Source organism: Acetobacter sp. ESL1128 (assembly GCF_058505085.1).
The window spans coordinates 2457206-2482912 of record NZ_CP196369.1 but is presented as its reverse complement, the minus strand read 5'-3'; the positions used below and the strand labels follow the sequence as shown (position 1 = coordinate 2482912).

The 25707-nt window shown below is 54.9% G+C and carries 30 protein-coding genes and 1 tRNA gene; 9 read left to right on the top strand and 22 right to left on the bottom strand.

Translation table 11 applies throughout. The features are described 5' to 3' along the window. Nucleotides 1–2: 2 nt before the first annotated feature. The 6 genes from ACSYTG_RS11685 to ACSYTG_RS11660 form a co-directional block, all read right to left on the bottom strand. Nucleotides 3–872: a hypothetical protein gene (locus ACSYTG_RS11685; protein WP_491706422.1), complete on the bottom strand. Its 870-nt coding sequence runs from the start codon at nt 870–872 to the stop codon at nt 3–5. Nucleotides 873–1094: 222 nt separating this feature from the next. Next, nucleotides 1095–1736 (bottom strand): hypothetical protein, encoded by a 642-nt coding sequence (locus tag ACSYTG_RS11680; RefSeq protein WP_489783152.1) that lies wholly within the window; start codon nt 1734–1736, stop codon nt 1095–1097. A gap of 35 nt (nt 1737–1771) precedes the next feature. Continuing rightward, entirely contained in the window at nt 1772–2758 is a 987-nt protein-coding gene (locus ACSYTG_RS11675; protein WP_489783153.1) for a hypothetical protein, read from the bottom strand. A 30-nt stretch (nt 2759–2788) separates the two neighbouring features. Beyond that, on the bottom strand, nt 2789–3439 hold the full coding sequence (locus tag ACSYTG_RS11670; protein ID WP_126621475.1) for a hypothetical protein: 651 nt from the start codon (nt 3437–3439) through the stop codon (nt 2789–2791). Between the two features lie 42 nt (nt 3440–3481). Further along, nucleotides 3482–3856: a hypothetical protein gene (locus tag ACSYTG_RS11665; protein WP_489783154.1), complete on the bottom strand. Its 375-nt coding sequence runs from the start codon at nt 3854–3856 to the stop codon at nt 3482–3484. A gap of 59 nt (nt 3857–3915) precedes the next feature. Continuing rightward, complete coding sequence (locus ACSYTG_RS11660) at nt 3916–4458, bottom strand: hypothetical protein (RefSeq protein ID WP_491706421.1); 543 nt, start codon at nt 4456–4458, stop codon at nt 3916–3918. A 176-nt stretch (nt 4459–4634) separates the two neighbouring features. Here ACSYTG_RS11660 and ACSYTG_RS11655 point away from each other — a divergent pair, with 176 nt between their 5' ends. Beyond that, entirely contained in the window at nt 4635–5234 is a 600-nt protein-coding gene (locus tag ACSYTG_RS11655) for a recombinase family protein (protein WP_025825621.1), read from the top strand. A 262-nt stretch (nt 5235–5496) separates the two neighbouring features. Further along, the gene (locus ACSYTG_RS11650; RefSeq protein ID WP_489783156.1) at nt 5497–6501 is read left to right on the top strand and encodes a hypothetical protein; all 1005 of its coding nucleotides are present in this window, start codon (nt 5497–5499) and stop codon (nt 6499–6501) included. Between the two features lie 353 nt (nt 6502–6854). Here the strand turns inward: ACSYTG_RS11650 and ACSYTG_RS11645 are convergent, their stop codons facing one another. From ACSYTG_RS11645 to ACSYTG_RS11610, 8 genes are all read right to left on the bottom strand, one after another. After that, nucleotides 6855–7238 (bottom strand): VOC family protein, encoded by a 384-nt coding sequence (locus ACSYTG_RS11645; protein ID WP_048836324.1) that lies wholly within the window; start codon nt 7236–7238, stop codon nt 6855–6857. Nucleotides 7239–7383: 145 nt separating this feature from the next. Then, the gene (locus tag ACSYTG_RS11640; protein ID WP_489783157.1) at nt 7384–8472 is read right to left on the bottom strand and encodes a flavin monoamine oxidase family protein; all 1089 of its coding nucleotides are present in this window, start codon (nt 8470–8472) and stop codon (nt 7384–7386) included. A gap of 13 nt (nt 8473–8485) precedes the next feature. Further along, nucleotides 8486–8968 (bottom strand): DUF2938 family protein, encoded by a 483-nt coding sequence (locus tag ACSYTG_RS11635; protein ID WP_489783158.1) that lies wholly within the window; start codon nt 8966–8968, stop codon nt 8486–8488. 18 nt (nt 8969–8986) lie between these two features. Next, nucleotides 8987–9673, bottom strand: a complete 687-nt coding sequence (locus tag ACSYTG_RS11630; RefSeq protein WP_489783159.1) for a cupin domain-containing protein — start codon at nt 9671–9673, stop codon at nt 8987–8989. Between the two features lie 3 nt (nt 9674–9676). Then, entirely contained in the window at nt 9677–10423 is a 747-nt protein-coding gene (locus tag ACSYTG_RS11625) for an SDR family oxidoreductase (RefSeq protein WP_415497939.1), read from the bottom strand. Between the two features lie 155 nt (nt 10424–10578). Next, complete coding sequence (locus ACSYTG_RS11620; RefSeq protein WP_489783160.1) at nt 10579–11514, bottom strand: LysR substrate-binding domain-containing protein; 936 nt, start codon at nt 11512–11514, stop codon at nt 10579–10581. A gap of 343 nt (nt 11515–11857) precedes the next feature. Next, entirely contained in the window at nt 11858–12946 is a 1089-nt protein-coding gene (locus ACSYTG_RS11615; RefSeq protein WP_489783316.1) for a D-alanine--D-alanine ligase family protein, read from the bottom strand. A gap of 217 nt (nt 12947–13163) precedes the next feature. Beyond that, nucleotides 13164–14054 carry a 3'-5' exonuclease gene (locus tag ACSYTG_RS11610; RefSeq protein ID WP_489783161.1) on the bottom strand — a complete coding sequence of 297 codons (891 nt, stop codon included), beginning with the start codon at nt 14052–14054 and terminating at the stop codon, nt 13164–13166. Nucleotides 14055–14136: 82 nt separating this feature from the next. Between ACSYTG_RS11610 and ACSYTG_RS11605 the strand changes: the two genes are divergently transcribed. Next, the gene (locus tag ACSYTG_RS11605; protein ID WP_244896516.1) at nt 14137–14469 is read left to right on the top strand and encodes a hypothetical protein; all 333 of its coding nucleotides are present in this window, start codon (nt 14137–14139) and stop codon (nt 14467–14469) included. A 515-nt stretch (nt 14470–14984) separates the two neighbouring features. On the opposite strand, the gene ACSYTG_RS11600 is transcribed toward ACSYTG_RS11605, so the two are convergent. The 7 genes from ACSYTG_RS11600 to ACSYTG_RS11570 all read right to left on the bottom strand — a co-directional run bounded on the left by ACSYTG_RS11600 (nt 14985) and on the right by ACSYTG_RS11570 (nt 20630). Further along, the gene (locus ACSYTG_RS11600) at nt 14985–16580 is read right to left on the bottom strand and encodes a tyrosine-type recombinase/integrase (RefSeq protein WP_489783162.1); all 1596 of its coding nucleotides are present in this window, start codon (nt 16578–16580) and stop codon (nt 14985–14987) included. Between the two features lie 63 nt (nt 16581–16643). Further along, nucleotides 16644–16729: transfer RNA gene (locus ACSYTG_RS11595), tRNA-Leu, on the bottom strand. Nucleotides 16730–16794: 65 nt separating this feature from the next. Further along, nucleotides 16795–17541 (bottom strand): M48 family metallopeptidase, encoded by a 747-nt coding sequence (locus ACSYTG_RS11590; protein WP_491706420.1) that lies wholly within the window; start codon nt 17539–17541, stop codon nt 16795–16797. Beyond that, nucleotides 17471–17944: a YcgN family cysteine cluster protein gene (locus ACSYTG_RS11585; protein WP_489783164.1), complete on the bottom strand. Its 474-nt coding sequence runs from the start codon at nt 17942–17944 to the stop codon at nt 17471–17473. Before ACSYTG_RS11585 ends, ACSYTG_RS11590 begins: the two co-directional genes overlap by 71 nt. After that, nucleotides 17941–18363: a hypothetical protein gene (locus ACSYTG_RS11580; RefSeq protein WP_489783165.1), complete on the bottom strand. Its 423-nt coding sequence runs from the start codon at nt 18361–18363 to the stop codon at nt 17941–17943. Before ACSYTG_RS11580 ends, ACSYTG_RS11585 begins: the two co-directional genes overlap by 4 nt. Beyond that, nucleotides 18360–19472 carry an extracellular solute-binding protein gene (locus tag ACSYTG_RS11575; RefSeq protein WP_489783166.1) on the bottom strand — a complete coding sequence of 371 codons (1113 nt, stop codon included), beginning with the start codon at nt 19470–19472 and terminating at the stop codon, nt 18360–18362. The genes ACSYTG_RS11580 and ACSYTG_RS11575 overlap by 4 nt, the downstream gene beginning before the upstream one ends. A 36-nt stretch (nt 19473–19508) precedes the next feature. Then, nucleotides 19509–20630, bottom strand: coding sequence for an ABC transporter ATP-binding protein (locus tag ACSYTG_RS11570; RefSeq protein WP_489783167.1), 1122 nt, complete (start codon nt 20628–20630; stop codon nt 19509–19511). Between the two features lie 72 nt (nt 20631–20702). Here ACSYTG_RS11570 and ACSYTG_RS11565 point away from each other — a divergent pair, with 72 nt between their 5' ends. The 6 genes from ACSYTG_RS11565 to ACSYTG_RS11540 all read left to right on the top strand — a co-directional run bounded on the left by ACSYTG_RS11565 (nt 20703) and on the right by ACSYTG_RS11540 (nt 24792). Further along, nucleotides 20703–21005, top strand: coding sequence for a hypothetical protein (locus ACSYTG_RS11565; RefSeq protein WP_086646386.1), 303 nt, complete (start codon nt 20703–20705; stop codon nt 21003–21005). A gap of 40 nt (nt 21006–21045) precedes the next feature. Further along, nucleotides 21046–21471, top strand: a complete 426-nt coding sequence (locus ACSYTG_RS11560; protein ID WP_086646385.1) for a phage holin family protein — start codon at nt 21046–21048, stop codon at nt 21469–21471. Between the two features lie 134 nt (nt 21472–21605). Then, complete coding sequence (locus ACSYTG_RS11555; protein WP_086646384.1) at nt 21606–22100, top strand: MarR family winged helix-turn-helix transcriptional regulator; 495 nt, start codon at nt 21606–21608, stop codon at nt 22098–22100. A gap of 22 nt (nt 22101–22122) precedes the next feature. After that, nucleotides 22123–22317 carry a DUF1656 domain-containing protein gene (locus ACSYTG_RS11550; RefSeq protein ID WP_025827705.1) on the top strand — a complete coding sequence of 65 codons (195 nt, stop codon included), beginning with the start codon at nt 22123–22125 and terminating at the stop codon, nt 22315–22317. Nucleotides 22318–22343: 26 nt separating this feature from the next. Then, entirely contained in the window at nt 22344–23255 is a 912-nt protein-coding gene (locus ACSYTG_RS11545; protein ID WP_086646383.1) for an HlyD family secretion protein, read from the top strand. A 22-nt stretch (nt 23256–23277) separates the two neighbouring features. Beyond that, nucleotides 23278–24792, top strand: a complete 1515-nt coding sequence (locus tag ACSYTG_RS11540; protein ID WP_179290169.1) for an efflux transporter outer membrane subunit — start codon at nt 23278–23280, stop codon at nt 24790–24792. A gap of 127 nt (nt 24793–24919) precedes the next feature. On the opposite strand, the gene ACSYTG_RS11535 is transcribed toward ACSYTG_RS11540, so the two are convergent. Further along, nucleotides 24920–25645 carry a phosphorylase family protein gene (locus ACSYTG_RS11535; protein WP_489783168.1) on the bottom strand — a complete coding sequence of 242 codons (726 nt, stop codon included), beginning with the start codon at nt 25643–25645 and terminating at the stop codon, nt 24920–24922. Between the last annotated feature and the right edge of the window lie 62 nt (nt 25646–25707).

The window sequence follows — 25707 nt, the reverse complement described above, 5'->3', positions numbered from 1 at the left end:
TGTTATCCCCACCGGGGCCTTGGAGAACGAGAACGGACTTGTTTGGGGCCTGGTCCTTTGCTGGTTGTTATTCGGCCACTGCTTCCCAGAGGGCGGCGTGTGAAATGTGTCGGCGGAGTCATGAAGGGCTGGAAATAGCAGTGGGGAATTGTGTCCAGAATGCTGAAAAGACGATTTTCGATCTCCCCTGTTCTGTCGAGGAAACCTTTGGAGCGCTCTGCAACATGATAAGCATCCGGCAGGTTTTCCATGACAGAAAACAGGACATTGGCCAAAAGGAACGACAACCGCCCGATCCTGTTATCTCCGATGTCTGTTGCGCGGGCAAAAGCATCCAGCAGATCTTCCCAGTTTGGAACCTCCTCGGGCCGTTCTCCCAGAAACGCCATAAGGGTCATTGTATTAGGAAGGGCCGGGAGGATCCGGTCGACATCAACCTGTGCCCGATAGGTATGAAGGGCACCAGGCCGTGCGCCCATGAACAGGCGGGCGGCGATCATGGCGATGAAGATGTTTTCACCGTCCTGATCAAGGGTTTTTGAGGCCCATTGGAGGATTTTGGTTTCATGGACGGTCAGGATGTTCTGCTCATCCTTAAAGTCGAGGGCGGTATGGGGGTGGTTGAGGGACACTAGGCTAGCGCCTGTGAGGCTTGTGAGAGGTTGGATCAGCAGTGTGTTTTCTGGGTCCGGACGCAATGCTTCCAGATTGCCCAGAAGCTTGCGGACGGGTCTGTCGTCAAGGGTGATGAAGAGCAGATCATTCAGGAAAGCGTTTTCGGCAGCCTGTGCCTGCATGGCCTGAAGGGTCTGCTGTGTTGTGACAGACAGGCGCAAGTCGTAACCATTCCAGTTTGGGTAAGTATTAGACATGATATAGCCTTCCTTAAAACGTTATACACTCCTTGAGTCTAAGAGATGTGCGGTTGGATCTCATTTTTCGTGCAAATTTTTTCTGTCAAAAAAATCGTTCAGAGAAAATAATTTTTCAGAAAATGGCGGATTTCTGCGTTATTTTGACTATAAAATTCTCGTTTTCCGGGTGCAGACGCGCGGAATCGAAAGTTCAGATTTAAGAGAATAATGACGCTGTTTTCAGGCGGCCTGTGGGGTCAGGGCCGCCAAGGAAAGGACCATCTTGAGGTTGGGAGAAAGGGGGAGGGAGCAGATATGTATAAGCCCTTTGCCCTTAAGATATTTTTTTGCTGCATCAACACTCATACCGGGTTTCCCCACAGAGGGCCCAAAGACTTGCGCGACATACTCTGTCAGCCAGCGTTCGGCCACTTCCTCTTCCGTGGTGACATAGCCAGCAAAGTCGTGGTCTTTATCCAGCATTGCAATAAACAGAGTGTCACCAACAGTCTGACCAACGACTGGGACGAGGAGTGGTGAGACAAGGGCTGTTATTTTAATGTCCGGATTGCTGAAATAATCATCAAGCGCGTGCTGCATCATGTCATCGAGCATGTCTGGATCAAGAGTTTCGTCAGAAGCCAGTCTGCGTATCTCTTGATTTGTGTAAACGCCTGAATACCAATAAGGGCAGAGCAAGGCGGTATCAGGATATTTGCGCTGATCTTCAGCATGCATTTCAGCCATGGAGCAGATAAATTGCGCAATCATCTGGAGACAACGTCGCTTGGTTTCGGCCCCAAAGGGATAACACTGCCCGTCAACCGTCAGCCACCCGGCATAGAGGTTCATCCGAGAGGACGCATGATCAGTCTGTGCCATGGTTATTCCTTCATTTTATTCCGATGTCAGGAGGATCAATCGGGTCTTTTCTCTTGGATCGTGACGGGACGGGTCAGGAAATCGCCCCTCTGTGCAACTGGGCAATGTGCGCTGATCAGGTGATCTGGAATGTTCCGGGCCACCATCTCCCGCATCAGCGTTGCAAACCAAAGATACTCGCGCACGATTAGAGGGTGACCGTCAGTCCGGTAATGCGACCCAAGAAAGTGCTCCATCATGGAAGGCTTGCCTTGAACCGCCCACAACGCGTGTGTCTGCTCCATCAGGACCATTACTAATAAAGATGCGGACGAAAGGGCTTCGTTGACCAGATGCACGTTTTTCAGATCATGAGAAAGGTTCAGATGCTCGGCTTCTTCCTGGTGTAGAGCCTGTTGGCTTCGCGTCAGATCAGATTTCAGGTCTTTACATTCTTGTTCAAAATGATCAGCGGCAGACAGGAACGCCGCGTTGTCCTCCTGAAGGCGCTGACGATCACTTTCTGCGGCAGAAAGTGCGGCCCTCAAGTTTTCATTCTCTGCCTGAAGAGCCGCCACCTTCTGCTGTTCAGAGGTCAGAGCCGCATGTGTCGTATCCAGAGTATTGCTAAACCAATTCCAATCCTGTTTAAGCTGCGCGATTTCGTTATCCTTGCCGGCAGAACGGGCCTTTTCTTCGTTCAGTTGCCGTTCAAGCGCGTTTCTGGCAGACAGTTCACTACAGAACAAAGCATCTTTTCTATTCAGAAGTCGCTTTACCGAGACAGTATAGTCATCATGCTTCCTGACCAGATCGTTCGCAAAGGCTTTCCATTTTGCATTTTGCTCGCGTGCGTCATGGAGAAGCTGGTGATTCACAACCGCATATCGAGCGTTGGCGACTTCAAACGAATGGCGATGCTGGGCCAGACGGTTTGCCTCTTGGGTGCGTGCGAGCATCCCATAATACCAGTCTTCACCCGCACGAAATGTCGCGTTGATGAACTGGGGACTCATGATGATCGCTAATTCTTCTGGCCCCATGATTCTGCCCCCCTTATTTTTTACCGTTGATCAGCGTGCAATCGCGAGAGTGCCATCATTGAATTGCTGGAAGATTTCTTCCCACTTCCTGCAGACGGCTTCGGCGTTCTTGTCCTTGCCTGTATTGTAGAACCATTGCGGATGATCGAGATTCTTGACGGTCAACCGGATACCGCTGTTTTTCATGGCTTTGAGGGTTGGTGCCAGATTGGCGAAGGAGTCATTAACAAAACCTTGGAATGCCTGGCCTGGGGAGCCTCCGATCGTGGTTTGCTTCTGTGGCGTGATAATGGCCCAATCCCATTGACGGACATCACTCCATTTCAAAGAGACTATTTTGTTCTTCTCAATGATGTAGAGGAATTCACCATCGTAACAGATGGCGGTGAGGTAATCATCCACATCAAGCCGGTAATTGATCTGGATAGGCGGGTGAGCAAAAATCGCCCCATACATCTTTGGAAATGAAACCAGAGGATCACCGCTGATCGCTCTGGCAATTTTGCGAGCAAGCCATCCGCCACCCCCGACGCAGAAAATGCCGAGAATAACACCGACTGGCCCGCCGTTTGAAAGCCCACCAAGAAGGCAGGTCAGGAGAACAATGGCAACGAAGCCGCCAGCAACGGCAAGGTATCCTTTTGCTGTGTAGAATTTCAGGTCAACATCTCTGATCAGCATCAATCAAATTCCTTTTTTGTCACTGGCGGATAATAAATCGCCTTATTCTTCGTATTGGCTCCATTTCCCTTCGATTTTGACGTAATCGAGCTTCTGTTTCTGCTGATCTTCCCCCACTTTGAAAGTCACATCACAACGGAAAATTGGCAGTTTTTCACCGTGGAACTCATAGGAACCCCGCGCTTCACACGTCCGTTCCGTGACCTTGACGACCGGGGGTGTCGGATGGTTGTGACCCAGAATGTCTCCGAATGACCGGTTCCCTTCCACAGCATCCGCATAGTTTTGAGAGATTATGGACTGAAGTTCTTCCAGAGAAGGGCCACTCTCGCCACACCCGACCAAGGGGAGCAGTGCGAGAAGTCCAAATACAGGAGCGGCCATTCTGGAGATGGTGAGTATAGAGCGAGCGTTCATGATTCTCTCAGCAGATTTCGATTTAAGTGTGGGTCAAAAGATTAAAGAATGCGGTGAAATCACCCTTGGCAAACGCCATCATCCAGCTTGCAGGCAGCGGGGATGGTCTTGCCGTTCTTCGTCAGGATTCCGGTCGTAAGGTCGTAAACATCGACTTCGGCCGGCGTGGTGACGTATTTCCCGATATTGCGCGGAAATTTCAGTGTGATCTTGCTCCCGGAAATGGACGGCTTGGCAGTTGAGCAATTCCCGAAGAATGGTGTGGGCGTCTTGATTCCGTTCGGCGTGACCTGAAGGATTGAATACTGAGCGTCACAAGCCTGACCGCCAACGGATGTTAAAAGAACGACATCCGTGTTGCCGGATTCCGCGATTTTCTGGACAAAAAGCGCACTATTCCCGGAAATTTTTGGCGTTGTGGGCTGGCCGTTAATCAGCAAGGTATTGAGAGGACTGGTTCCAGAGGCCAGTCCGTAACGGGTCTTGGCTTCTTTCGGTGAGTCTGCCGATGCCAAAGTCAAACTCACCCCGCCCATAGTCAAAAAGGACAGGGCTGCAATCGAGAGGTGCATAAAACGAGATTTCTTTAAATCACGACACATTATTTTCTGACCTTTACCAACACACTTTGAGACGGCATGCCGTGTTCCGGAAATATGAAATCCTTCTCACGCCACACTACACTGAATGGTGTGAGCAGAATCCGTGGTTTTTGAACATCTCCCGTACCATGCGGAAGATGTAAGAAATTCCGGGTCAAAAAGGGGGTTTATGGGTCATGCGACGTTATGGGTATGTCAGGGTGTCGACAGAGCATCAGACCAATGATCCGCAGATTTTGGTTTTGCGGCAGGAGGGGCTTTCTGATGAGCAGATTACACAGGATGTGATTTCAGGGGGTGTGCCGGCCCTTCACCGGCCTGGTCTCTCCTGTCTTCTGAAAACTCTTCAGTCAGGAGATTGTCTGGTTGCGGCCAAACTCGATCGCCTTGGTCGGGATACCGTGGATGTCATTGGCCTGATCCGGATCTTGAATGAGCGCGGTATCAAGCTGAGGATTATCAATATTGGTGTTGAAACGCATACGCCCAATGGGCGGTTGTTTCTGACCATTCTTGCGGGATTTTCGGAGTTTGAGCGCGAGATTATCAGGGAGAGAACCATTGCTGGTCTGGCAGCCGCCCGTGAGGCCGGGGTGAGGCTTGGGCGTAAACCCAAGCTCACGGCAGCGCAGAAATCCCATGTCAGAATGCTGGCAACAACAGGTCAGACCAATGGTCAGATTGCTCAGGTCATGGGGGTGTCTGTCTCAACCATCCAGCGTCTGACAGCAGCAATCGACTCATCAAAAAGCCGCATTTTGGGTATGTCATCATGACTGACAAAGATGAGTGCTTGACGGCAATCCGAAAACCACCGTTTTTGACTCCTTCTTCTCCCAAAACGACGTCTGTCAGAACGGGTTCCAGCGCCCCGATACTCTGTGGCGTATCACTGGTGACTGTGTTTCGCACACTGTCCGGCTTGGGGACTTTATCTCTCTCCGTGCTTCCCATGATGCTGATAAATCCCCACAGGCATGACTTTGTTCTGGTTGACCAAACTGCCTGTGTTCAATTTGAACGCGAGGCGTCCATATCATGATGCTTGATCTTGAACGGCTGCGGAAAATCTGGGCTCTTGTGGAGCGTGGTGGTTCAGCAGGGGAGTGCGCTGCGGCAAAGGACAGAGCATGCGCGATTGCTGGGCGGCATGGTTATGTGCTGGAGGATATTCCAGTCCTTCTGGCCGGTGGAAATGTGCACAAGGCTCGGGAGATCCGGGAACGACAGCAACGTGAAAAAGAAACCCAGAGGCAGGAGGCAGAGGAGGCCTTAGCCAAAAAGGCGGCACTTAAGGCACACCGTCAGGCTTTGCGTGATCAGGCGAATGAGATCACAGGACGTTATGAGGGAAGGCTGTTCCATGCGATGCCTGACGAGCATATTCTCGTTGAAGCTGTGCAAAGCTACGCTCTGCCAGGATGGCGTGCAGGATATGAGTGGTCCTCAAGCGCGTTGGAGGCGTTGCGGTCCGCTCTTCCATTCCCGAAAACGATTGATAACGCTCTTGCGGAACTGAACCACTGGACCACATTGCGAGAAGATCGCCAGTTTGTAAGGCGTGCCTACAGACAAGCCAGTCAGGACGGGGATGTCATGCCCGAGGCTGTTTTGAAGCGTATGGTGATTCTGGCTGATCTTGTTCAATTTGAACTCCCCATCAACACGATTGATGATCTGATGAAGCGGGTCAGTTTTCAGATGGACACAGGAAAAGGCCGCCAGATGTCGGAAGCGACAAATCTGGAAGCGATCCTGCGTGATCTGGCAGCTATTCGGCTGACCCATATCAGTGAGACTGAAGAACTGAAAACGCACATCAGGGAGACTGAGGCTCCGGAATCCCCCGATCCTGTGCAAACGACATGTCCGCCCAAGCCCAGACACAATACGGCCACAGGGCGGAGGAAGGAGATTGAGGCCATCCTCGCCTCCCCTGATAGTCAGAAAATGACGTTGCGTGAGATTGCCAGTCGGGTCGGTGTATCACCAGCGACGGTTTTAAATATTCGGCGCAGGATGGAAAGGGTGCGTTCAATTTGAACATGAGGTCACAGAGGATGAGAGGTCAGTCGTGTTTCTCTTTCTGTGATCTTGTGCTCCAATCATCACTCTCTGTGGGCCAATAATATCGGCGGTTATGGGGGGGAAACAGACAGGCGGCTTTCAGATCACGATTTAAATTACCTGACATTCAGACAGATAAAAATTCATAAGGCAGTTTTTTAATTCGGGTGCATATGATTAGGTCTGGAATGTGATGTTCTACACTCTGATAGCAACTTTAAGCCGCCCAACCAGAAAGGCACGCTCGTCTTGCACCTAAATGGTGAAGACTATTTGGTTGGACGGGGGGGCTCTCGGAAACAATCGGCCGAGAAGCACCTTTACCAGTTTTATTCCGCTGCGAAACAATAAGCGGCGATCTTATTGCCTTCAGGATCACGTGTGTACCCGGCGTAAGCATGGGGTGCCCAGTTCCGCGGCCCGACAGCGCCTTCGTCCGGACCTCCCAGCGCAAGTGCCGCTTCGTGAAAAGCATGGACTGCCGCATGCGTTGCGGCTTCAAAGCTGATCGTTACGCCATTGCCAACTGTGGCAGGCTGACCGTTGATCGGTTTAAGAACAAAAAAGGAAGGCTTGCCGTCGCCCCAGATGCTGCCCTTATCTCCCAGATCTGCGATACGGGTCCAGCCGAGTGTCGCCAGCACCTTGTCATAAAAATTACGGGCAGCCTCGAGATCATTCGTACCAACTGTAACATGTGTAAAGGTGGTCATTTTTTTCTCCTTTTTTTGAAACCCCACATAAAATGGGGTGCATTTCCGGCGCTCTGAAATGCGGCTGTCTTTCTTATCGCACCGGAAAATTCTTGAAGCGGAAGGGCCTGGATCATGAATCCGACTATTTCATCCTTCTGGACCATCATCCGCATACATCTTCTACAGCACGTCTGGCCGCAATGATGGCACCTGCGAGGTAGCCAGGCTCCTGCGAGCTTGTTTCGCTGCCCGCGAGTGTCAGCCTCTTTCGCCATGCTCCTGTGACCCACGGCCCATTTGCAGCTGTAACGTGACCGCCTGAGGCGATGTCGGCCTCAGTAGCCGTCAGGGGATCCGTCGCCCAATCCTTCAACAAGGTCGCTTGCGGCTTTGCTGCGAGTGGACCAAACAGACGGCCTAATTGCCCAACACAGGCTTTCGCGAGCGTCTCCTCGTCAATCAGCCTTCTCTGGGCGGCTGGCACGCCGATAAACCCCATGAGAGCTGCTTTGCCTGAGGATGTGGTCGCATCGTGGATTTCAACCATCGGTCCAACCATGCTTTGCGCCGTGCCGGACAATCTGTCATCCCGCCAGAATGGACGTTCATAGAGAGCGAAAAACTTGGCATGGGGGGCCATCCAGGTAGGGGTCTCCCGCCAATGGACAGCATCTGTCTTCTCCAGCGCCGGGGTGAATGTAACAGTCGCCTCAAGAAGCCGGGGTGGTAAGGCCGCGATAACATGTCGTGCCATAATGGTCTCGGCCAGACCTTCTGAGGACTGACATGCGAGACACACCTCTGTGTCAGTCAGTGCCATTTCTGTCACGCGATGGTTTAGGAGCAAACGGTCGGCAGGCATGTCGCACGTCAAGGCGTTAATAAGGCGCGCGGTTCCTCCAATCAGCCGTCTCGATGCCTGTTCCTGTCCCATCCCACTGAAACGATGAACAGGCTCGCGGGACATACGTTCGAACAGAACGTCACCATCGGTATTCTGTGTGAAAGACGAAAGCCCAAGTTCAGCGATCAACTCACCGATGGCCGGTTGGATGTAGGGCCAGTACCATGAGGCACCGAGGTCAAAGCCATCTTCCGTTGGTTGCCCTTCGTCATCAACTGTCTGAATGCGTCCACCCGAATGGCTTCGCGCCTCTATTAGCATGACATCAATCGATGCCTTACGGAGAAGACGGGCCGCATACAATCCTGACAGACCGCCACCGACAATGGCGACATCGCATGTAATCATTTGACGGGTCCGCTTACTTGCGATGCAGGATCAGGGCCGTGGCATACATACCCAGACCGAAGACTGAATGTCCGATGACGCTTTTGATCCGCGTCGTGGTGGGCTGCGGTGTTTTCGAACCCGCCACGCCCAGCCCCATACCCGGCATCATGATGAAATAGGGCGCGACCAGAAGCATCCAGACGAGTTTCAGGGGCGTTCCGAGCGTCGGCCGGGAAAACCACGTAGGCCCGCGCCATGCCAGAACACCCAATCCATAGCCGATGCCAATGGCATAATGTGCTGACCATCCGATTGCTGCTTCAGCCTGAACCGGGCTGGCTTTCCTCATGTCAGGCTGGACGAATTGCCCCTGGGTCATATGGCCAAGCCAGCGGCCAAACATGGGCCAGTTGGTAACAGGCTTCCCTGTAATCCTGCCCATTGCTGCGGCCCACACATCAAGAACAACTGTTCCGCCAACACCGACTAAAGCAGCTTTAAGACACGGTTTCATGCCTGACCTTTCATCGTATTAAGGGGTTGCATCGAAGGCGCAGACATCGGGATGCAGCAGAGGCGCAGACTTGAACCAGACGCGCGCACCTTGGGTGCCAATCCGGGCGTCGAAAGGCATTCCTGCCGGTAGACGGAGCCAACTCCACCGTGTCAGTTCATCTCCGCCTTCCGTGAGGCCGCCGGAAAGTACAAGCAGTTCCAGACCGTCGGGATTGACCAGCACCTGATGTGTGTCAGCCTCCCAGTCCTCCACAACGACTTTTTCTCCGAATCTCTCAAACAGTAATCGAGAGGCAGTCACACCGGAGCGGAGAGGCAAGATTTGTCCCTCACCAGGGCGACACACGACGCGCTGCTGGTCTTCTGTGGCAAATTGCCAGAGCCGGACGAAGATCGTGCAACCATCTGCGCTACCGGGTGCATGGCTCGAACCTGGCGGATTGCGGACGTACGTTCCAACCGGGAAATCTCCGGTCTCGTCTTGAAAGACCCCGTCAAGAACCAGAAACTCTTCGCCACCAGAATGCGCGTGACGCGGAAACAGACTGCCGGGTGCATAGCGCACAATCGATGTTGCCCGCGCTTTTTCTGCTCCAAGCCGAAACAGCATGCGACGCTCGACACTCTGCGTCGGACTTGGCACCCAGTCCAGCGACCCGGCATTGACAAGGGTTCGTTTGGAAAGATCTTCATTTAACAACATGATTTATAACTCTGCTCTTCCGCCATCGACAACGATCTCCGCGCCCAGCATGTAGCTTGATGCCTCACTGGCCAGAAACAGAACGGCAGCGGCGATCTCATCCGGTCGCCCCATACGTCCGATCGGTACCTGTTCTCCAACACGTTCAGAATAGGCGCGGAACGCGTCTTCGGTTTGATTGGCACTGCGGTGGATAGGCGTTTCAATGGAGCCCGGACTGACAGCATTCACACGGATCTTTCGATCCAGCAGTTCGGCTGACATCGTGCGAGCAAAGGAACGCACTGCTGCCTTCGAGGCAGACAGGATTGCCCGTCCCGGTGTGCCCACCTGATTGAGCCATGATGTATTGAGAATGATCGAGCCACCCTCGCGTATGAGGGGCAGAAAAGTCTGGACAGTGAAGAAGACGCCTTTAACGTTGACGTCCATCATACGACTATAGGCGGTTTCGTCGGTGCCCCCCAGAGGTGTCCCGTAAGCGAGCCCCGCATTGGCGAACAGAATGTCTAGCGCACCGTATTCCTGTTTCAGGCACTCGGCGGCGCGCTCCAGATCTTCATTGGACCCGACGTCGCATTGAAGAGGCAAAACGCGATCCCCACCGAGGTCCACGACCGCTTTGTCGAGCTTGTCCTGCGAGCGTCCCATAATGGCGACACGTGCGCCCTGTTCAAGCAGTTTACGGGCAGATGCCAGTCCGATCCCGCTAGAACCGCCTGTAACAAGTGCTGTTTTTCCGCCGAGCATCGACTTGTCATCCTTGCTACTTCCAACTGAAGCGCACAATGAATGACAGATTATAAAACCACGACCCATTTCGACGATATCGACGACAAAGAAAAACTTTCTCGTCTCTCATCTTTTCTCACCGATCCGGACATCATTCTTTATGGGAGACCGTTTCAGATTTCAGAAAGCGTGTTTTCCGGCAGGAGTGCAATTTTTGTCGTTAACCAGTCATGAAAGGCATTCACTTCATAGCGTCGTAATGCCTTGTTCGTCGCAACGACATAATATGCCCATTTCACAGGCCAGCGCTGATCTGGAAGAAGATGAACGAGCTGACCGCTTTCGATTTCCGACGCGACCAGTTTTTTTCGGACAAGAGCTACGCCGCGACCGGCAACTGCTCCCTGAATGACGGCAGCGGCTGAGTTAATGCTGAACCCGTGATCAGTCGGCACTTCAGCGACACCGGCCTGTGTCAGCCATTTTTCCCATGTGGGGAAATCACCCTCAGGATGTCCAGAGCCGTCATGGATCAAGGTCTGGGTGGCGATCCAGTTCGCATCAACTTTTCCCCGCGATGGCAAGAGACGCTGATGGCAGACAGCAATGATTTCCTCATCCATGAGATAGGTAGCCTTGACGCCTTTCCAGGTCCCCATCCCGCAACGAATGGCAATGTCAGCATCCCCTTGTGTCAGGTCCATGACACGATCAGAAACGTCCAGACGGACGTCGATGTCTGGATATGCTGAGGTAAAATCGTTCAGGCGAGACAGAAGCCAGTTGGCGACCAGAGCCTGAGAGGCGGTGATCACCACAATGGAGCGCGCTTTACGTCCTTTCAGCGTCTTCAGACCGGCCTCCAGCAGGTCCAGACCGTGTGTAATATCACTGAGGGCTTCACGTGCTTCTTCTGTGGGTGTCAGGCGTTCACGGCCCGAGCGCGAGCGCTTAAAAAGAGGGCAGCCTACCCAGTCTTCAAGTGAGCGCACGAGTTGGCCGACAGCCGCTGGCGTGACATCCAGTTCGGAAGCCGCCCCCACGAAGCTGCCGTGTCGGGCCGCTGCTTCAAGTGCTTGCAGTGACTTTATTCGGGTCAGGAATCGCATGATTATTGAATATGCGACTTTGCTTCATTCAGAAAGATTTAACGATAAGGCTTACGAATTGCGAGGGAACGATCACGTTCTGCTTAGTCCGCTAGATTGCCCCTTATAACGTCGAGAGCGGATACAACATTCTCAATGTCAAACAAATGTGCCACCGTACCTAATTCGATCGACCCACGCTTAGGTTTGGTGAATGTCAGTTTTCAGAAAATTATTTCCATTGTCTGTATGACCGACATGTAGGCGCCTGCCGCCTGTCTGCTCTGATTTTCTTGAGGAGACAGGCGATTTAGGGGAGGGGGACAGCCGAATGATGCGAGCACCAAAGAGTTCGAGAGTAAGGTTATTCTTTCCAAGCAGCTTCAAGCATGGCTTTGAGGAGGTCGAGATAAGCCCATCCATCTGCGCGGGCAGCAATAGCAGATAGCGAGTCCTGGTCCTCTCGACCAGGCCGTCCGGCACCGGTCATGTTCGGCTTCATGTTCAGATCGAACAGATGATAGACGCCTTCACGATCTGCGCGGCAATCAATCCGTATGGGCGCACGTGCGTCCACAAGGTGAGCCGCCTTGAGGCAAGCTTTCATCATTGCCCCGACGGAAGAACATGCCAGCTCGTCCGTTGAGATCGCCCGACTATTGTGCGTCACGGCGATGGCACCGTTATAAGGCGCAACGCCGTCTGTATGATTGAAGCGGCAGACTGGCCGCAGCCCCCAGAAAGAAGGCACAGACGGAGCATTTTCCATTTTTGGTGGGCATGAGGAGCCTGGCGGCATGACCGTTACCGTCAACTCCTCTCCGTCGAGATATTCTTCCAGAATGAGAAGCGTGCCGTAGTCGCCGGAAGCCAATAACGATTCAGCCTGTACCTTCAGGTCGGCTAGCGATTTCGTGCAAACAACGCCCTGACTGCCGCGTCCACGCACGGGCTTGAGTATGAGTGGAAAGGCCAGACCACGTGCTGACAGCGTGGCATCATCCAATGTGTCCAGCAGGATTTCAGCCCCGTTGCCGCGCCCCATGAGGAAGGAACGGGCAATCGGCAAGGCATGTTCGGTTAGCATACGGTTGGTGCGAAATTTGTCGTCAAATTTCTGGACGTCCGCCGGTAATTGGCCGACGATTGCGACACGATTCATGACGTATTCCAGCGGATGACCCGCGAAAAGAACGGTATTCGCCCACAGGACGGTGGCGCCCTGACGCATCGCTTCATTGATCCCGTCTATTGTATCGGGGAATACCCAGTCGAGTGCCCGTGCCGGGTCGGCTCGCAAAACCGGCGTCAGCACGTCGATTCCGCCGTTTCGAAGGGTGAAACCGATATCAGCGCCGCTGTCAGAATAACCTCCGGGTTTCGGGGCTTTGCGCTGGCCATTAATCACAGGAGGTGAAAGCGCCTGAAAGAGAATTGCCACACGATCTGCCATCACGGTCGTCTTTCTTTATTCAAAGTCTTGGCTGATTGCTCTTTATCATAAAAAAAAGGCGAGGCGACACTACGGCGTGCCGTCAGTTAAGCAGGACGATGTCCGGTTTCAGAGAGCACACGTTCTACCCTTTACGTCCGAGAAGAAGGCGATTTCCGCCTGTCTGCTGTTGCCATGCCGAGGAATAAGGGAAGTGGGGAATTGAAAGGGGCGTGTTTCAGGCACGGGCTGAGAACCGATCCCATGCGGTAATTTCACGGGTGAGCAGGGCGACCTCACGAAGATAGATTTCTGTTTTCAGGAAATGCAGTTCGTCTTCTTTTTGCGCCTGCGGCACTTCAGTAAACCACGCTTTGGGGCGGCCATCAGTGCCGTCATTCCAGCGGTAGCCACGGGCCTTGAGCTTATCTTTAAGGTCAAAGGGGGCATTTTCTGCCCAGATCTGCCAGCGGGGTTGTCGCGCTTCGTGAAGCAGGGCGGAGAGGGCAGGGGTCTGTGTTTTAGGCAGACGTGTGCTGAGCAAGGTCACTCCCGCCAGACAATCATCAGCAGCCCGGTGTCCCTCAAAAAACCACCCGGCCTGCATGACGAGATACCCAAGGCTGCGCCCTTCAAAGCCCTCTGCCTGCCAGGGCACATCTTCCATGGAACAGGCCCAGGGTAGTGTTGAAAACCCCTCCCAGAAGCGTTCGGCAAACAGCCTGTCAAAGCGGGCATTATGGGCAACGATGAGGGCTGCCTGTGCTGCGAACTGGGCGACCTCTTCAGGGGCGATGGTTTTACCCGCAACCATCTCCTGTGTGATGCCGGTCAGGGCGGTAATTTCGGGAGGGATGGGGTGGGAAGGCTCTCTCAGACGATTGAAGGCTGGTAAGGCGCCGAGAATGCGCCCATCCAGCGTATAGACAAAAGGCACCATCCCGAATTCGATGATCTCATGACAGGCAGGGTCAAGGCCGGTGGTTTCAAGATCAAGAAAAAGGCCCACACGGGTCTGATCACGCGGCACCTGTGTTTCAAGTGGAAGGGGCGCGATACGACGTAAAACCCGGTAAGCACCCGTTGCTTCCAAGGTGCGTGCCTGATCTTCCAGCGAAGTGTGTTGCACAGAAGCGCTTCCTTAAAGCCTGATGTAATAAACAGGAGGTAATTCGTTACAGGCTGTAACAGCATTAGAAGGAGGAAGTCTCATGCGCAAAGCCGGTTTTATGGTGATGACAGCCCTTGGCCTTTTAGGGCCAGTTTGTGGTTTTGCCCAGTCATCGGGGGACTGGCTGCCGCAGTCGGGTGTGAAATCCCCCTATAGTCCTTTGGCGGTTCCCACGACGTTGAAACCACTCGCGCTGTCTTTGACCGAGTTATTGAACAAGGGTTTCAAGGTCATCAGCACGACGGACTATTCGGGGCAAGGGGTTCTTTTAACAGTAGAAGGACGTAAGCAAACTGTGTTGTGTGTGTTAACCGCACCCAATCCCCAGACAGATCAGAACGTGCCGACTTCACGCTGTTGGGCTTTGAATTAAGAGACTGATTTCATGTCATAAATTGATTGGAAAGAGGTGTTCGGTTGGGAGACAGCACATCTTTTTGCAGAAACCGTAAGGGGTGTTTTATGCGACCATTGGTCGCCCAGGTTTCTTCCCAAAGCGACCAATGGTCGCACTCGAGGGTTTGGCCATGCGACCAATGGTCGTTGATGAAGGGCGGGTGATGCGACCGTTGGTCGCCCAAGTTTCCTTCCAAAGCGACCAATGGTCGCACTTGAGGGGTTGGCCATGCGACCAATGGTCGTTGATGAAGGGTGGGTGATGCGACCGTTGGTCGCCCAGGTTTCCTTCCAAAGCGACCAATGGTCGCACTTGAGGGTTTGGCCATGCGACCAATGGTCGTTGATGAAGGGAGGGTGAGGCGACCGTTGGTCGTCTGGGTTTCCTTCCAAAGCGACCAATGGTCGCATGACGAGAGGGTTTTGGTGACAAGAAACAGCACCAGTGTCCTTTACTCCGGCCCCTAAAACCAGAGCAGGCCGGCTCGGTGTTCACCAGTTTGCAATGTCATCGGGATAGGTAATGGCCTCCACAACACGCTGAAGGTTTTGCAGATAAATAGCCGATGTGTATTGGGTCGTGCCCTGACTTTTATGGGTGGCTTCATGGCCTAACAGGTCATCAATCCAAAGCTCTCGAATGTGACTGTCCTGATTTCTGAGCACGGTTGAAACCAGATGGCGGAAGGAGTGAAAGGTGACCTGCGTTGGCAGGTTCAGGCGCCGTTTATGCTTGGAAAAGATCAGTTCAAAATTGGCGCCCCGCACCCCGAAATTGGAGATAGGCAGTTCACTGAAGAAATAGGGGCCGGCGTTTCTGAATTCCTCAAGGATATTTTTTTCCAGCAGTTTGCTGTGAATGGGCACGATACGGGTGCCGGCCGATGTCTTGGGAGACCATTCCCGGATTTTGCCGTCGATCTCAACCGTATGGGGTCGGATGTGGAAACAGGGAATACCGTTCAGGACTTCGATATCCTCATTCCTCAGATTGCAGATCTCGCCCAGACGCATGCCGGTATAAAGAGCAATGCGCACAATGCCCCGATAGGTGCGTTCGGGGAAAACACGCCCCAGCCATTTTGACGTCAGGAGTGTTCTCAGTTCCTCTTCTGACCAGGCCCGGCGATTGGTCTTTTGTGTTAAATCGAAAGACCAGTTGGCCCAAGGGTTTTTGGGAGCGAGGTCTCGCAGGACCAGTTCGCTCCAGATCGCAGACATGCGCGAGAAATGGTTTTTGACGGTCTTGCCGGAGACGAGTTCCGCTCCATTGTCTTCAGCCTCTCTGACAGCGTCCCGAAGGGGGAGGGTGACTTTACCTTTGCCATGGGTGGTCGGCAGGCCAGAGAGAAGGTCGTAAAATTCTCCAACCACGTCGCCGGTGATCTGATGAACCGGGATATCTCCGAAGGCTTCGGTGAAAAGGGCTACAGTCTTGCCCGTTCCTTTGATGGTGCCAGCACTTTTGGATGGTACTGAGAAGACAAATTTGTCCGCCGCCGCCGACAGTTTCATGCTGCGCGGTTGTTTGGACGAGGATTTCTGCCCATCGGGTTTATCTTCATTGTGAGGCAGGCTGGTCTGGATCAGGCTACAGAGCGTGGTGATCTGGTTTTGTAAGCCCTGTTTTTCGGTGACAGCCCAGACTTCCCGTTTTTCGAGGGTGTGCCTGAGTTGTCCCAGTCCCTTCAGAAGGCCTTCCATGTGAGGCAGGACCGTATTGAGGAAGGTTGATTGCTTGGTGACCAGATCGGCTTTTTCAATGAGATGCTGGGCGCGTTCGGCTTCGAGCACTTTTTCGGCACTCTCTTCCTGCGCTTTCAGAGCGGCCTCGTAGCTGTCAATCAGGTCGCGATAGAGGGCCAGAAGGTCGTCTTTGGTGGGGTGTTGCATCTTGCCTGCTCTGAAAAGCTGTCCCGTCCTGGCATACAGGGCGGCTGCACGTTCACGGGCGACCAGCTTATCAGAGGTATGGAGGACAAGGGAAATCTCGGTCTTGCCCAACAGGGGACGGAGCAGTGCCGGGACGATGCGGCGGAAGTGATAACGAGGCTGTCCTGTGCGTCGGGACGGGATGGCGCGGAGCATGAAGTTTTCCCATTATGGGAAAATTCCCTCTCGGACAAAATACCTCTGTTTTTCAACAGTTTGTGGTGCGAACTGCGGGACTCGAACCCGCACGCCCATACGGGCTGGAGATTTTAAGTCTCCTGCGTCTACCATTCCGCCAAGTTCGCATATGCTTTGTATGGCCTATGCGGCTGTTCTTTAGCATGCTTCGGCTATTGCGCAAATCTTCGGTTCATCTGGCTTGTAGCAGGAGAGGTCCTTTCTGGCGGAGCCATGCTTCGGCCTGTGTTTTGTGTGGTGTAATGCTTCTTACACATTGCCAGAAGAGCGGACCGTGGTTCATGTGCTGGAGGTGGCTTAACTCGTGGGCAATCAGGTAGTGCCGTACCAGTTCCGGTGCCATGATCACGCGCCAGGACAGCATGATCCGGCCTGTTGAGGAGCAGCTTCCCCACCGGCTGGACGTGTCTCGGATATCCACCCGGGTTGGGCGCAGGCCAGTGTGCTGGGCCATTGACTGCACTTCTCTTTTTAATACAGTCGCGGCATGGCTGCGGAGGAAATCGGTCACGCGTCTGTTAATAAATGCCGCATCCCCACTCACCATAACGCGGTCGTTTTCAAGCCATGCGCCCCCCAGTTGTTCTGGGGAGTGGACAATCCGGTAGGGTCTTCCTTCAATCAGAATTGTGTTGTTGGCTGAAAAAGACGGTGCCTTTTCAAGTTTCTTCAAACGCTCACTAATCCATCCGTGATTTTTCTGGACGAATGCAAGCGCCTGAGCAGAGGTGCAGCCTTGCGGGATGGTAACAACAAGCTTTTGCTCGTGTGGAGCAATGCGTAGGGCAAGGCGTCTTGCCCGCAAAGAGTGCTTCCAGATGACCTGTAAGGGCTCCTGGGCGGAAAGGTTAATTTCCGTCGGGAGTTGTCGCAGGCTCTGCTGGCCAGTCAACAATGTAATCCTCCAGTGCTCCTGCACGTCTTTCACTAATGCATCGCCCCGCAGCGGATGCGCCGGAAGTGATAACCGTGTTGGGGTCCCCAGTGATCAGCGGGTGCCATGCGGGCAGGTCGAGACCGTCAGACAGTCGTTTATAGGCACAGTCTGGCGGAAGCCAGTCCAGGTCCGGGATCATGGTGGGGGTTAAGGTTACGCAGTCCTGCACTTTGCGGTGGCGTTTGAGGTAGTCTGTGCACTGGCAGGTTTTTACATCCAGAAGCCTGCATGCGACAGATGTATAGTGGAGTTCTTCCGTGTCATCATCACGGAGTTTGTGCAGGCAGCATCGGCCACAGCCATCACATAGAGACTCCCATTGTTCGGTTGTCATGTCCGCAAGGGGAGTGGTTTTCCAGAAGGAGGGAGGGGATGGAGGTGTCATTGTACGATGCTAAAGAGAAGTGAGAGAAAAAGACTTTGGCAGGCAGCATTTTTCAGGAGTGGCAACCAGAAAAAACGGAGCCTTGCCTGTCGGCCTGCGCCGAGTTCCCGTGCGGTAGCCGACCAGCCCTGCTGCAAGGTTCTGATAGGCAACGATAATGGAAACAAAAGGAGGGGAAGAAGGAAAAGGCCCTGCAAAAACGGTGTGGTTTGTGTATGTAGAAAAAAAGGCAGTGCTACGGAAAGGACGATGCAAGGAAGCAGAAGAAAAAGTGTGGCCGCATAAAGCCATTGTTCTACACGCAGGAGAATACCCAGCCCCAGGAGCAGGGCAGTAGCCACCAGACTGGTTGTGAGAATCAGCAGGCCATGGAGGCACGCTGTATGTGCATCAGTAAGGCCCCAGTAATACGGAATCATACGTGGTGAATCCATTGCTGGAAGCGGTCACTCAGCTTTTCCAGATTGGCCTCCCAGAAGGTGTCATCGACCATAATGGCAGGTGGAACGTGGCTAAGGCGTGGAGCCAGAGCATTCAGTTCCGTTATGGAGGGGAGGGAGGGCCAGGCATTGGCAAATGCCTGTTGTTGTGCCGGCTGTTCCAGCCAGGAGACAAAAGCCAGAGCCGCAGGGTTACGTGCGGCAGCGGTTAGCACTCCCCAACCATATTGGACCAGAAAACGCTGCTGCCAGTGCAGGCCAAAACGCTGGCGGTCTGGTCCGGATATGCCCAGAATTTCCCCCGTGGGAACACAGCCCATAAGAGCACCGCCCGAAGTCAGGATGTGTCCAGCTTCTTCCGGCGTGGACCACCAGACAATATAGGGTCTGAGCTGTTCAAGTTTGAGGAAAGCGCGATTAACCCCCTCGGTCGTTGCCAGAACAGAGTAGAGCGCATTGGCGGGCACGCCGTCGGCTAGCAGGGCAATTTCCAGTGTCAGGCGGGGGTCACGGCGGAGGCTGCGGCGGCCGGGATGGCGCGCAACATCCCAGAAATCGGGCCAGTTGGGGGCTGCGTCAAACCGGGCGCGGTCCCATGCCATGGCGTAATCTATTGCGGCGGAGGGCTGGCCGCAATTGCTGAGGGAGCTGTCGGTCTGGTGGCGTGACAGAAGCTTGAGGTTGCAGCCAATGCGCAGGCTGCTGCTTTCCATCATGGCAGCAGCCAGAGGACGGTGTGTCTGCTTTATAACGTGCTCCAGATCGCTGATCTGCCCGTTCCAGCCATGGGGTATAATAGTCTGGTGGGTAAGCTGTTCATAAGGTTTGAACAGGATTTTGCTCTGTATCCCGGCAATTTTGCCCGAAAAGGTCAGGATATGGAGGCTTCTGGCGGCTTTGCTCTGCGGAGCGGGGTGCCGGGCCATGGCAGAAGCTGGGAGCAAAGGTGTCAGACAACCTAGCCCGGCCAGCAATGCGCGACGGCGCGATAAAACGCCAAGAGAAGGAGCCTGCCCTCGTTCCTGGGAGGACACTGCCTGCCTGTCGGGTGTGTTCAGGAAAGAGAAAGAGAACAGGGTAAACCTCATGCGTCGTTTTTGTTGGCCAGTTTTGCCAGCCTAAATCTAGCTGGTTTTTTTATCCATCGGAAAGGCTGTTGCGTTCCGTGTTTGCCAGGCCAGCAGGGCAGGGCGGCCTGCGCTGAGCTCGCGCTGTGTATGCACGGGGGGGCGGTTAACAGTTATTTCCGTTCCATCCCGCAGGCGCATGCGCATGGTAATGGTGTGACCAAGATGGTGGGCGGATACAAGGGTGCATGGCAGGTCGCCTGCTTCGGCAGCATTATCAGCCTCTACCTGCCGAGGAAAGAGAACGGAAAGCCGGTCGGGCAGAATACAGATGCTCGCCAGATCATGCTCCGCCAGATCCCCATCGGCCATTGCCTCGACTGTTTCGCCTGATGGCAGCCGGAGTTCGGCTGTATCATCGTCAAGGCGCAGGACCTTGCCGGTCAGGATATTGGCGTCCCCCAATGCCAGCGCCACGGCAGGCGTGGCAGGGCGGTTGAGCAGGGTGGGGGCATCCGCCACCTGTAGTAAATGCCCCTGATCAAGCACACCAATGGTGTTGGCGGCCATGAAGGCCTCGGTCCGGTCCGAGGTGAGGAACAGGGAGGTCAGGCCAATGGCCTGGCGGAGTCGTTCCAAAAACGCCAGCGAGCGTTTTGCAGCCTGTGGGTGCATACCATTTAAAGGCTGGTTGAGCACAAGCAGGTCGGGGGAGGTAATCAGGGCGCGTGCCAGTGCCGCGCGAAAAACCTGCTCGGTGGAGAGTGCTGGGGGTAAGAACGTGCGCACGGCATCCAGCCCTGTCAGGGCCAGAACCTCATCACGCCTGCGGTTGGTCTCAGCAGGGGAGAGCAGGCTCGTGGCGCGGAGGGGGAACAGAATGTTGTCGGTCACGCTCAGGTGGTCGAACAGGGGGGCATGTACCCCCGCTGTGGCAATGCCGCGCCGCCCCTGCGGTTTATGGCTGACATCCACCCCGTATACGCATATCTGCCCCGATGTCCGGCTGCGCCCTGTCAGGGCTTCGGTCAGCGCGTTCAGGTCGTGCGTGGTGGGGCCGATTCCCAGCAGGGCCATGCAGCAGCCGGAACTCAGGCGTAAGGCAAGTGGAGGAGCTTCGGGCAGGACAGTAAAATCCGTAAGCGCCAAAGCCGGGAGTGAGCCATGCGCTGGCGGCATGCAACTATGTCCTTTTTTGTGGGTTACAATGGTGTTGTAATTTAAAACGGTAAAGTCAACGAGGTTTGTTTCATGTCATCAGATAAAATCAAAGACGTTAAGCTGGCTGGCGAAGCCGCAGCCGACACCGCGCGTGAAGAACTGGAGGCCGTTAAAGCCCATATTGAGCGTCTGGTTACACAACATATTGTTCCCGCACTGGGCCGTGCAGGCGGCAAGGCAGGTGATCTGACAGAACAGGCAGTTGCCAATGCCCGCGAACTGGCGGATCATACGCGCAACGATCTTGCAAAGCGTACAAGCGGTCGTTCGTCCTGGTTGTCCATTGCCATTTCCGGCGTGGTGGGGTTTATCATCGGGCGCATGTCTCGCTGACGCTTTGCGCGTCATCTGAACGAAGGTAGCTCCAGAGCCCATGCGCATCTTTGATCTTGGTAAATCCGCCCTATCTGCCCAGTCCTCCCTGATGCAGCAGATGGCCATCCGTTACGGTCGTCAGGCCGCGTTTTTGATCATGGCTGCGGTGTTTGGCCTTTTTGCCCTGATCACGGGGCATGGTCTGCTCTGGATTCTTCTTGTGTTTGTTGGCCACTTCGGGCCGGTTGGCGCATCCTTTACCGTGTTCGGGCTGGATGTGCTGGCCGCCCTTGTGTGCGTTCTGTTTGGCCGCCGCTCCTACCTGACCACGGATGAAGTGGAAGCCCGGATCATGCGTGACCGCTGCATGACCCAGATGCGCGACTCCGTAACCATGGCTGCGGTTACGGCCACCGTTGCAACCGCCGTTGGCCGCGGTGGCACCCGCAAGGTGTGGGATATTGTGCGCGGTAAAAAGGACTGAATCTGTCCAGTCTAGGTTAAGCCATAGGTTCCATTCCAAATTTGCATTGGCGCGCTGGATTGTTTCTGTAAATGATGGCGTCAGTCTTTTGTGAGTGTGCAAACTTTTTGCATACTCGCTAGTGTGAGCAGTGAATGGAACTTGAGCATAATCCTGTTGTGGACAACGAGACTCGCCGGTCCTTCGGTTACCGGCTGGCTCGACTTGCGTCCATGTGGCGGCGGGAAATAGATGCCGATCTGCGGGTATTCGGTCTGACCGATGCCACGTGGCGCCCCATTTACTATCTCAACTTTTCATCCTCATCCATGCGCCAGACCGATCTGGCCCGTTCCCTGTCACTCGAGGCCCCTTCACTGGTGCGGCTTCTGGATGTGCTGGAAAAACGCGGCTACGTCGTGCGTGAGACGGATGAGGAAGACCGGCGTTCCAAGCTTGTCAGCATCACGTCGGAGGGGCGGCAGGTGGCCGCTCTGGTCAGCAGCGTGGCAGATCAGGTTACGGCCCGGCTTATGGCTGGTGTGTCCGACCCGGAGCTGGAACAGTGCTGTGGTGTTCTCGACCGGGTAGAGCAGGCTGCTCAGGCCCATAAAGAGAGTTCCGATGCTGAAAAAAGGGACGCACGGTAATGCTGGTGTCCAGGGCGGTGTCATGCTGACGGAATTTAATCTCTTTGGTGTCTTTATGGCACCGATTGTTGTGTATGCGCTGGCAGCACTCCCGCTGACCATGTGTATCCGGTTTGCGTTGTGGTGGAGTGGCCTTTTGGGCTGGTTCTGGCATATCGCGCTGTTTGAAGTTTCGCTTTACGTCTGCATTCTCTGTCTGCTGATCCTCTACGTCTGACCTGAAAAGGCTTTTGAGTCTCTGCAATGCCCCTTCTGCGCACCCTGATACGAGTTGTTCTGACCCTGGCGGTCGTCTCTCTTGCGATTGTTCTGGGGATCACTCTCTGGAACGTCTACATGATCGCCCCCTGGACCCGCGACGGGCGCGTGCGTGTTTACGTGGTCGATGTGGCCCCCGAAGTTTCTGGCACCGTGGTGCAGATTCCGGTGGTGGATAACCAGTTTGTCCATAAGGGCGACCCGCTCTTTGTGCTCGATCCGGTCCGCTTCCGTCTGGCTATCCGCGAGGCACAGGCCCGGCTGGATGGCGCATTGGAAGACCTGAAGCTCAAACGTAATGACGCCAAGCGCCGTATGGGCCTGGGTGGCATTGTGTCGGCCGAAGAGCAGGAAGTGTTCAACTCCAACGTGGCAACCCAGATTGCCGCAGTGGACGCAGCCCGCGCCGCACTGGACGTGGCCAAGCTGAACCTGCAGCGCTCGGTTCTGTATTCTCCCGTCAATGGTTATGTGACCAACCTGAACCTGCGGGTGGGCGATTACGCAGCCGCCAGTCAGGCACGTATGGCCGTGATTGATGCCGACTCCTACTGGGTTTACGGGTATTTTGAAGAAACCAAGATGTGGGGCGTGCATGTGGGCGATGTCGCCCGCGTCAAGCTCATGGGGTACAAGCCAATCCTGACCGGGCATGTTGTCAGCATTGCGCGTGGTATTAACGATACCAACGGCACGCCTGATAAGCTGGGCCTACAGGATGTGAACCCGATCTTTACATGGGTCCGGCTCGCCCAGCGTATTCCGGTGCGTATCCATCTTGACCATGTGCCCGATAGCGTCACCCTCGCAGCAGGTATGACAGCTACGGTCAGCGTGGGGCCAGAGCCAACCGGGCGCAGGGGTACGTTGACCACCTGGCTGCAAGATCATCTCTGAGCGTGGGCCAAGGATGAAGCGCATGAAGGCTCGCCGTCGCTTTGGGTTATGTGCCGCAACAAGCATGTTTCTCTCCGCCTGTACCGTTGGGCCCAATTATCAGCCTGACCGTATGAAGTTGCCTGCCCAGTTCAAGGAGGCAGCGGAGGAACATGTTGCCACCCCTGAAGAGATTGAGCGCACAAACAAGGAAATGGTCGAGTGGTGGGCCCTGTTCAAGGACCCCCTTCTCTCCCGCCTTGTGCAGGACGCCATAAAGGGGAACTACGACCTCCAGATTGCGGGGCAGCGTATTCTGGCCGAACGCGCCATGCGTGACCGTTCCGCCGCGCAATGGTACCCGCAGATGGATGCCAACATGGGGGGCGGGGATGTCCGCTACTCCCTGAACATCGATAACTGGCCGTTGCGTCCGGGTAACCCGGCAAACCGGCCAGAAGCTTCCATGCTGACCTACGGTGCCACGGCATCGTGGGAGCTGGACATGTTCGGGCGTATCCGGCGTGATGTGCAGGCCCGTGAACATGCAGTTGAAGCCACAATTGAAGCCCGCCGTGCGGTGCTCATGGGGCTTTTGTCCGAGCTGGCGTCGGATTACATGCTGCTGCGCGTAACGCAGTTGCAGATCCAGATTGCCACGGACAATATCCGCGTTGCCAAGGACGCCGTGGACCTGACCAACAAGCTGTATTTGGAAGGTGTGGGGAACACCTTGCAGATCGCGCAGGCTCAGGCGGAACTGGATGCCCAGATCGCAGCGCGCGAACCGCTTAAAACCCGTGTTTCTCAGGTTACGCATGCGATTGCGGTGTTGCTGGGTAAAATGCCGGGTGAGCTGGAAGATGAACTGAAGCAGCAGCGTCCGCTGCCTGTTGTGCCGGAGTTCCCGGCGGTTCTGCCTTCTGTTGTCATTGCCAACCGCCCGGATGTGCGTATGGCGGAGCGGCGTTACGCCGTCGCCACGGCCCAGATTGGCGTTGCCGTTGCCAATCTGTATCCGCATTTTGTGGTGCCGCTGACCTTCAACCCCAATGCCTCTGCCATGTATCAGGCGTTTCAGGTCAATGCCATGAGCTGGCAGTTCCTGCTTATGGCCAGCCTGCCGCTGATGCACGGTGGTAAAATGACGTCTGAAGTCCGCGCAACGCAGGCTTCGGCCGAGGCAGCACGCCTGACATACCGGCAGACAGTGCTGACGGCCTTCAAGGAGGTCGAAGACTCCATGGCGGCCTGGCATGATGATATTGAATATGCCGAGCAACTGCACAAAGCGGCGGAAGATAGCGCAACAGCCAGTGACCGTGCGCGTAAACTGTATGGCGCGGGGCTGGTTGGCTTTCTGGAAGTGCTGACAACCGAACGCACCACACTGAACGCGCAGAACATGGAAGCTCTGGCCCGTCTTGAACGCCTGCGCGATGCGGTGAACCTTTACACAGCCCTTGGTGCAGGGTGGAAAGGTGTGGCCCTTACCAACTCTACCCTGCCTGTGTCGCTTGAAACGCAGAATATTCTGGCAAGAGCTTTCTCGCAGTAAGACATTCTGGTTCGTGTGCTTAAAAAAAACCGCCCGGTTATATGCCGGGCGGTTTTTTGTTGTGGGTCGAGGCTAAGCATCGGGGCGTAGAGTTGCGGGCCCGGATGTGCCTTGGCCTGTGGTTGCGTCAACCTTGCGTGGTGCGGGCGGTAAGCTGCTGGAATGCAGGACGGGTGGTCTGCTCGTGCAGAAAACGCAGCATGGCTTTGCGTGCCAGCCCGGCGTCCCGCCCCAGAGAGATCAATCCACCAATCTGGGAAGGGTGGCGGAGCAGGGAGCGCAGCAGCAGGCCGATTTGCAACCCACCATCGGGGGACAGAACACAGGCCGTAATGGGGGGGAGGGAGCGTGTTGCCGGGTCGCACACAACCCGCAGCACGGCAAAGGGCAAACCTGCTTCATGGGCTGCACGGGCTAAAAAGCCACTTTCCATATCCAGTGCGGCACAGTGCGTAGCGGCAAACAGGTCGGCTTTGTGCTGGGCCTGCAATACGACCTGATCACTGTGGAGGAGAGGCCCGCTGATAACCCCGGCTTGTTCCCCGCCCAGAATATGGCGCAAGGTTGGCTCACTCGGCCAGACATTGCCCCATGCCTGCACGGCACTGGGAATAACAATGGTCCCGGGTGGCAGAGCCGGGTCCAGCCCTGCTGCAAGCCCGAAGGATAACAGGCAGTCTGCCCCACATGCCGCAAGCCGGTTGGCCTCACGCTGTGCGCCAGCGCTGGTGGCACCACTTGCGGCAATGGCTGCGTGGGGGAACACACCCCGGATCAACTGTGCTTCTGCTTTAAGCCCGACCAGAATGCCAGGGCGTGTTGGGGCGCGGTGCGCGGTGGTTGACTGTGTCATGGATCAGAACCCAGGCCTTGGTGGAGACGAAAAACAATCGGATTAAGCTGGTAAAATGGCCC

Excerpts from the sequence above, each read along its gene's own strand:
- ACSYTG_RS11580 (WP_489783165.1), bottom strand. The coding sequence starts at position 18,363 with ATGATTCCGTATTACTGGGGCCTTACTGATGCACATACAGCGTGCCTC.
- ACSYTG_RS11550 (WP_025827705.1), top strand. The coding sequence starts at position 22,123 with ATGCTGACGGAATTTAATCTCTTTGGTGTCTTTATGGCACCGATTGTT.
- ACSYTG_RS11645 (WP_048836324.1), bottom strand. The coding sequence starts at position 7,238 with ATGACCACCTTTACACATGTTACAGTTGGTACGAATGATCTCGAGGCT.
- ACSYTG_RS11665 (WP_489783154.1), bottom strand. The coding sequence starts at position 3,856 with ATGAACGCTCGCTCTATACTCACCATCTCCAGAATGGCCGCTCCTGTA.
- ACSYTG_RS11635 (WP_489783158.1), bottom strand. The coding sequence starts at position 8,968 with ATGAAACCGTGTCTTAAAGCTGCTTTAGTCGGTGTTGGCGGAACAGTT.
- ACSYTG_RS11675 (WP_489783153.1), bottom strand. The coding sequence starts at position 2,758 with ATGGGGCCAGAAGAATTAGCGATCATCATGAGTCCCCAGTTCATCAAC.
- ACSYTG_RS11640 (WP_489783157.1), bottom strand. The coding sequence starts at position 8,472 with ATGATTACATGCGATGTCGCCATTGTCGGTGGCGGTCTGTCAGGATTG.
- ACSYTG_RS11570 (WP_489783167.1), bottom strand. The coding sequence starts at position 20,630 with ATGCCGCCAGCGCATGGCTCACTCCCGGCTTTGGCGCTTACGGATTTT.
- ACSYTG_RS11535 (WP_489783168.1), bottom strand. The coding sequence starts at position 25,645 with ATGACACAGTCAACCACCGCGCACCGCGCCCCAACACGCCCTGGCATT.
- ACSYTG_RS11615 (WP_489783316.1), bottom strand. The coding sequence starts at position 12,946 with ATGGCAGATCGTGTGGCAATTCTCTTTCAGGCGCTTTCACCTCCTGTG.
- ACSYTG_RS11650 (WP_489783156.1), top strand. The coding sequence starts at position 5,497 with ATGATGCTTGATCTTGAACGGCTGCGGAAAATCTGGGCTCTTGTGGAG.
- ACSYTG_RS11600 (WP_489783162.1), bottom strand. The coding sequence starts at position 16,580 with ATGCTCCGCGCCATCCCGTCCCGACGCACAGGACAGCCTCGTTATCAC.
- ACSYTG_RS11560 (WP_086646385.1), top strand. The coding sequence starts at position 21,046 with ATGCGCATCTTTGATCTTGGTAAATCCGCCCTATCTGCCCAGTCCTCC.
- ACSYTG_RS11565 (WP_086646386.1), top strand. The coding sequence starts at position 20,703 with ATGTCATCAGATAAAATCAAAGACGTTAAGCTGGCTGGCGAAGCCGCA.
- ACSYTG_RS11655 (WP_025825621.1), top strand. The coding sequence starts at position 4,635 with ATGCGACGTTATGGGTATGTCAGGGTGTCGACAGAGCATCAGACCAAT.
- ACSYTG_RS11670 (WP_126621475.1), bottom strand. The coding sequence starts at position 3,439 with ATGCTGATCAGAGATGTTGACCTGAAATTCTACACAGCAAAAGGATAC.
- ACSYTG_RS11620 (WP_489783160.1), bottom strand. The coding sequence starts at position 11,514 with ATGCGATTCCTGACCCGAATAAAGTCACTGCAAGCACTTGAAGCAGCG.
- ACSYTG_RS11680 (WP_489783152.1), bottom strand. The coding sequence starts at position 1,736 with ATGGCACAGACTGATCATGCGTCCTCTCGGATGAACCTCTATGCCGGG.
- ACSYTG_RS11555 (WP_086646384.1), top strand. The coding sequence starts at position 21,606 with ATGGAACTTGAGCATAATCCTGTTGTGGACAACGAGACTCGCCGGTCC.
- ACSYTG_RS11575 (WP_489783166.1), bottom strand. The coding sequence starts at position 19,472 with ATGAGGTTTACCCTGTTCTCTTTCTCTTTCCTGAACACACCCGACAGG.
- ACSYTG_RS11545 (WP_086646383.1), top strand. The coding sequence starts at position 22,344 with ATGCCCCTTCTGCGCACCCTGATACGAGTTGTTCTGACCCTGGCGGTC.
- ACSYTG_RS11605 (WP_244896516.1), top strand. The coding sequence starts at position 14,137 with ATGCGCAAAGCCGGTTTTATGGTGATGACAGCCCTTGGCCTTTTAGGG.
- ACSYTG_RS11585 (WP_489783164.1), bottom strand. The coding sequence starts at position 17,944 with ATGACACCTCCATCCCCTCCCTCCTTCTGGAAAACCACTCCCCTTGCG.
- ACSYTG_RS11685 (WP_491706422.1), bottom strand. The coding sequence starts at position 872 with ATGTCTAATACTTACCCAAACTGGAATGGTTACGACTTGCGCCTGTCT.
- ACSYTG_RS11625 (WP_415497939.1), bottom strand. The coding sequence starts at position 10,423 with ATGCTCGGCGGAAAAACAGCACTTGTTACAGGCGGTTCTAGCGGGATC.
- ACSYTG_RS11630 (WP_489783159.1), bottom strand. The coding sequence starts at position 9,673 with ATGTTGTTAAATGAAGATCTTTCCAAACGAACCCTTGTCAATGCCGGG.
- ACSYTG_RS11660 (WP_491706421.1), bottom strand. The coding sequence starts at position 4,458 with ATGTGTCGTGATTTAAAGAAATCTCGTTTTATGCACCTCTCGATTGCA.
- ACSYTG_RS11540 (WP_179290169.1), top strand. The coding sequence starts at position 23,278 with ATGAAGGCTCGCCGTCGCTTTGGGTTATGTGCCGCAACAAGCATGTTT.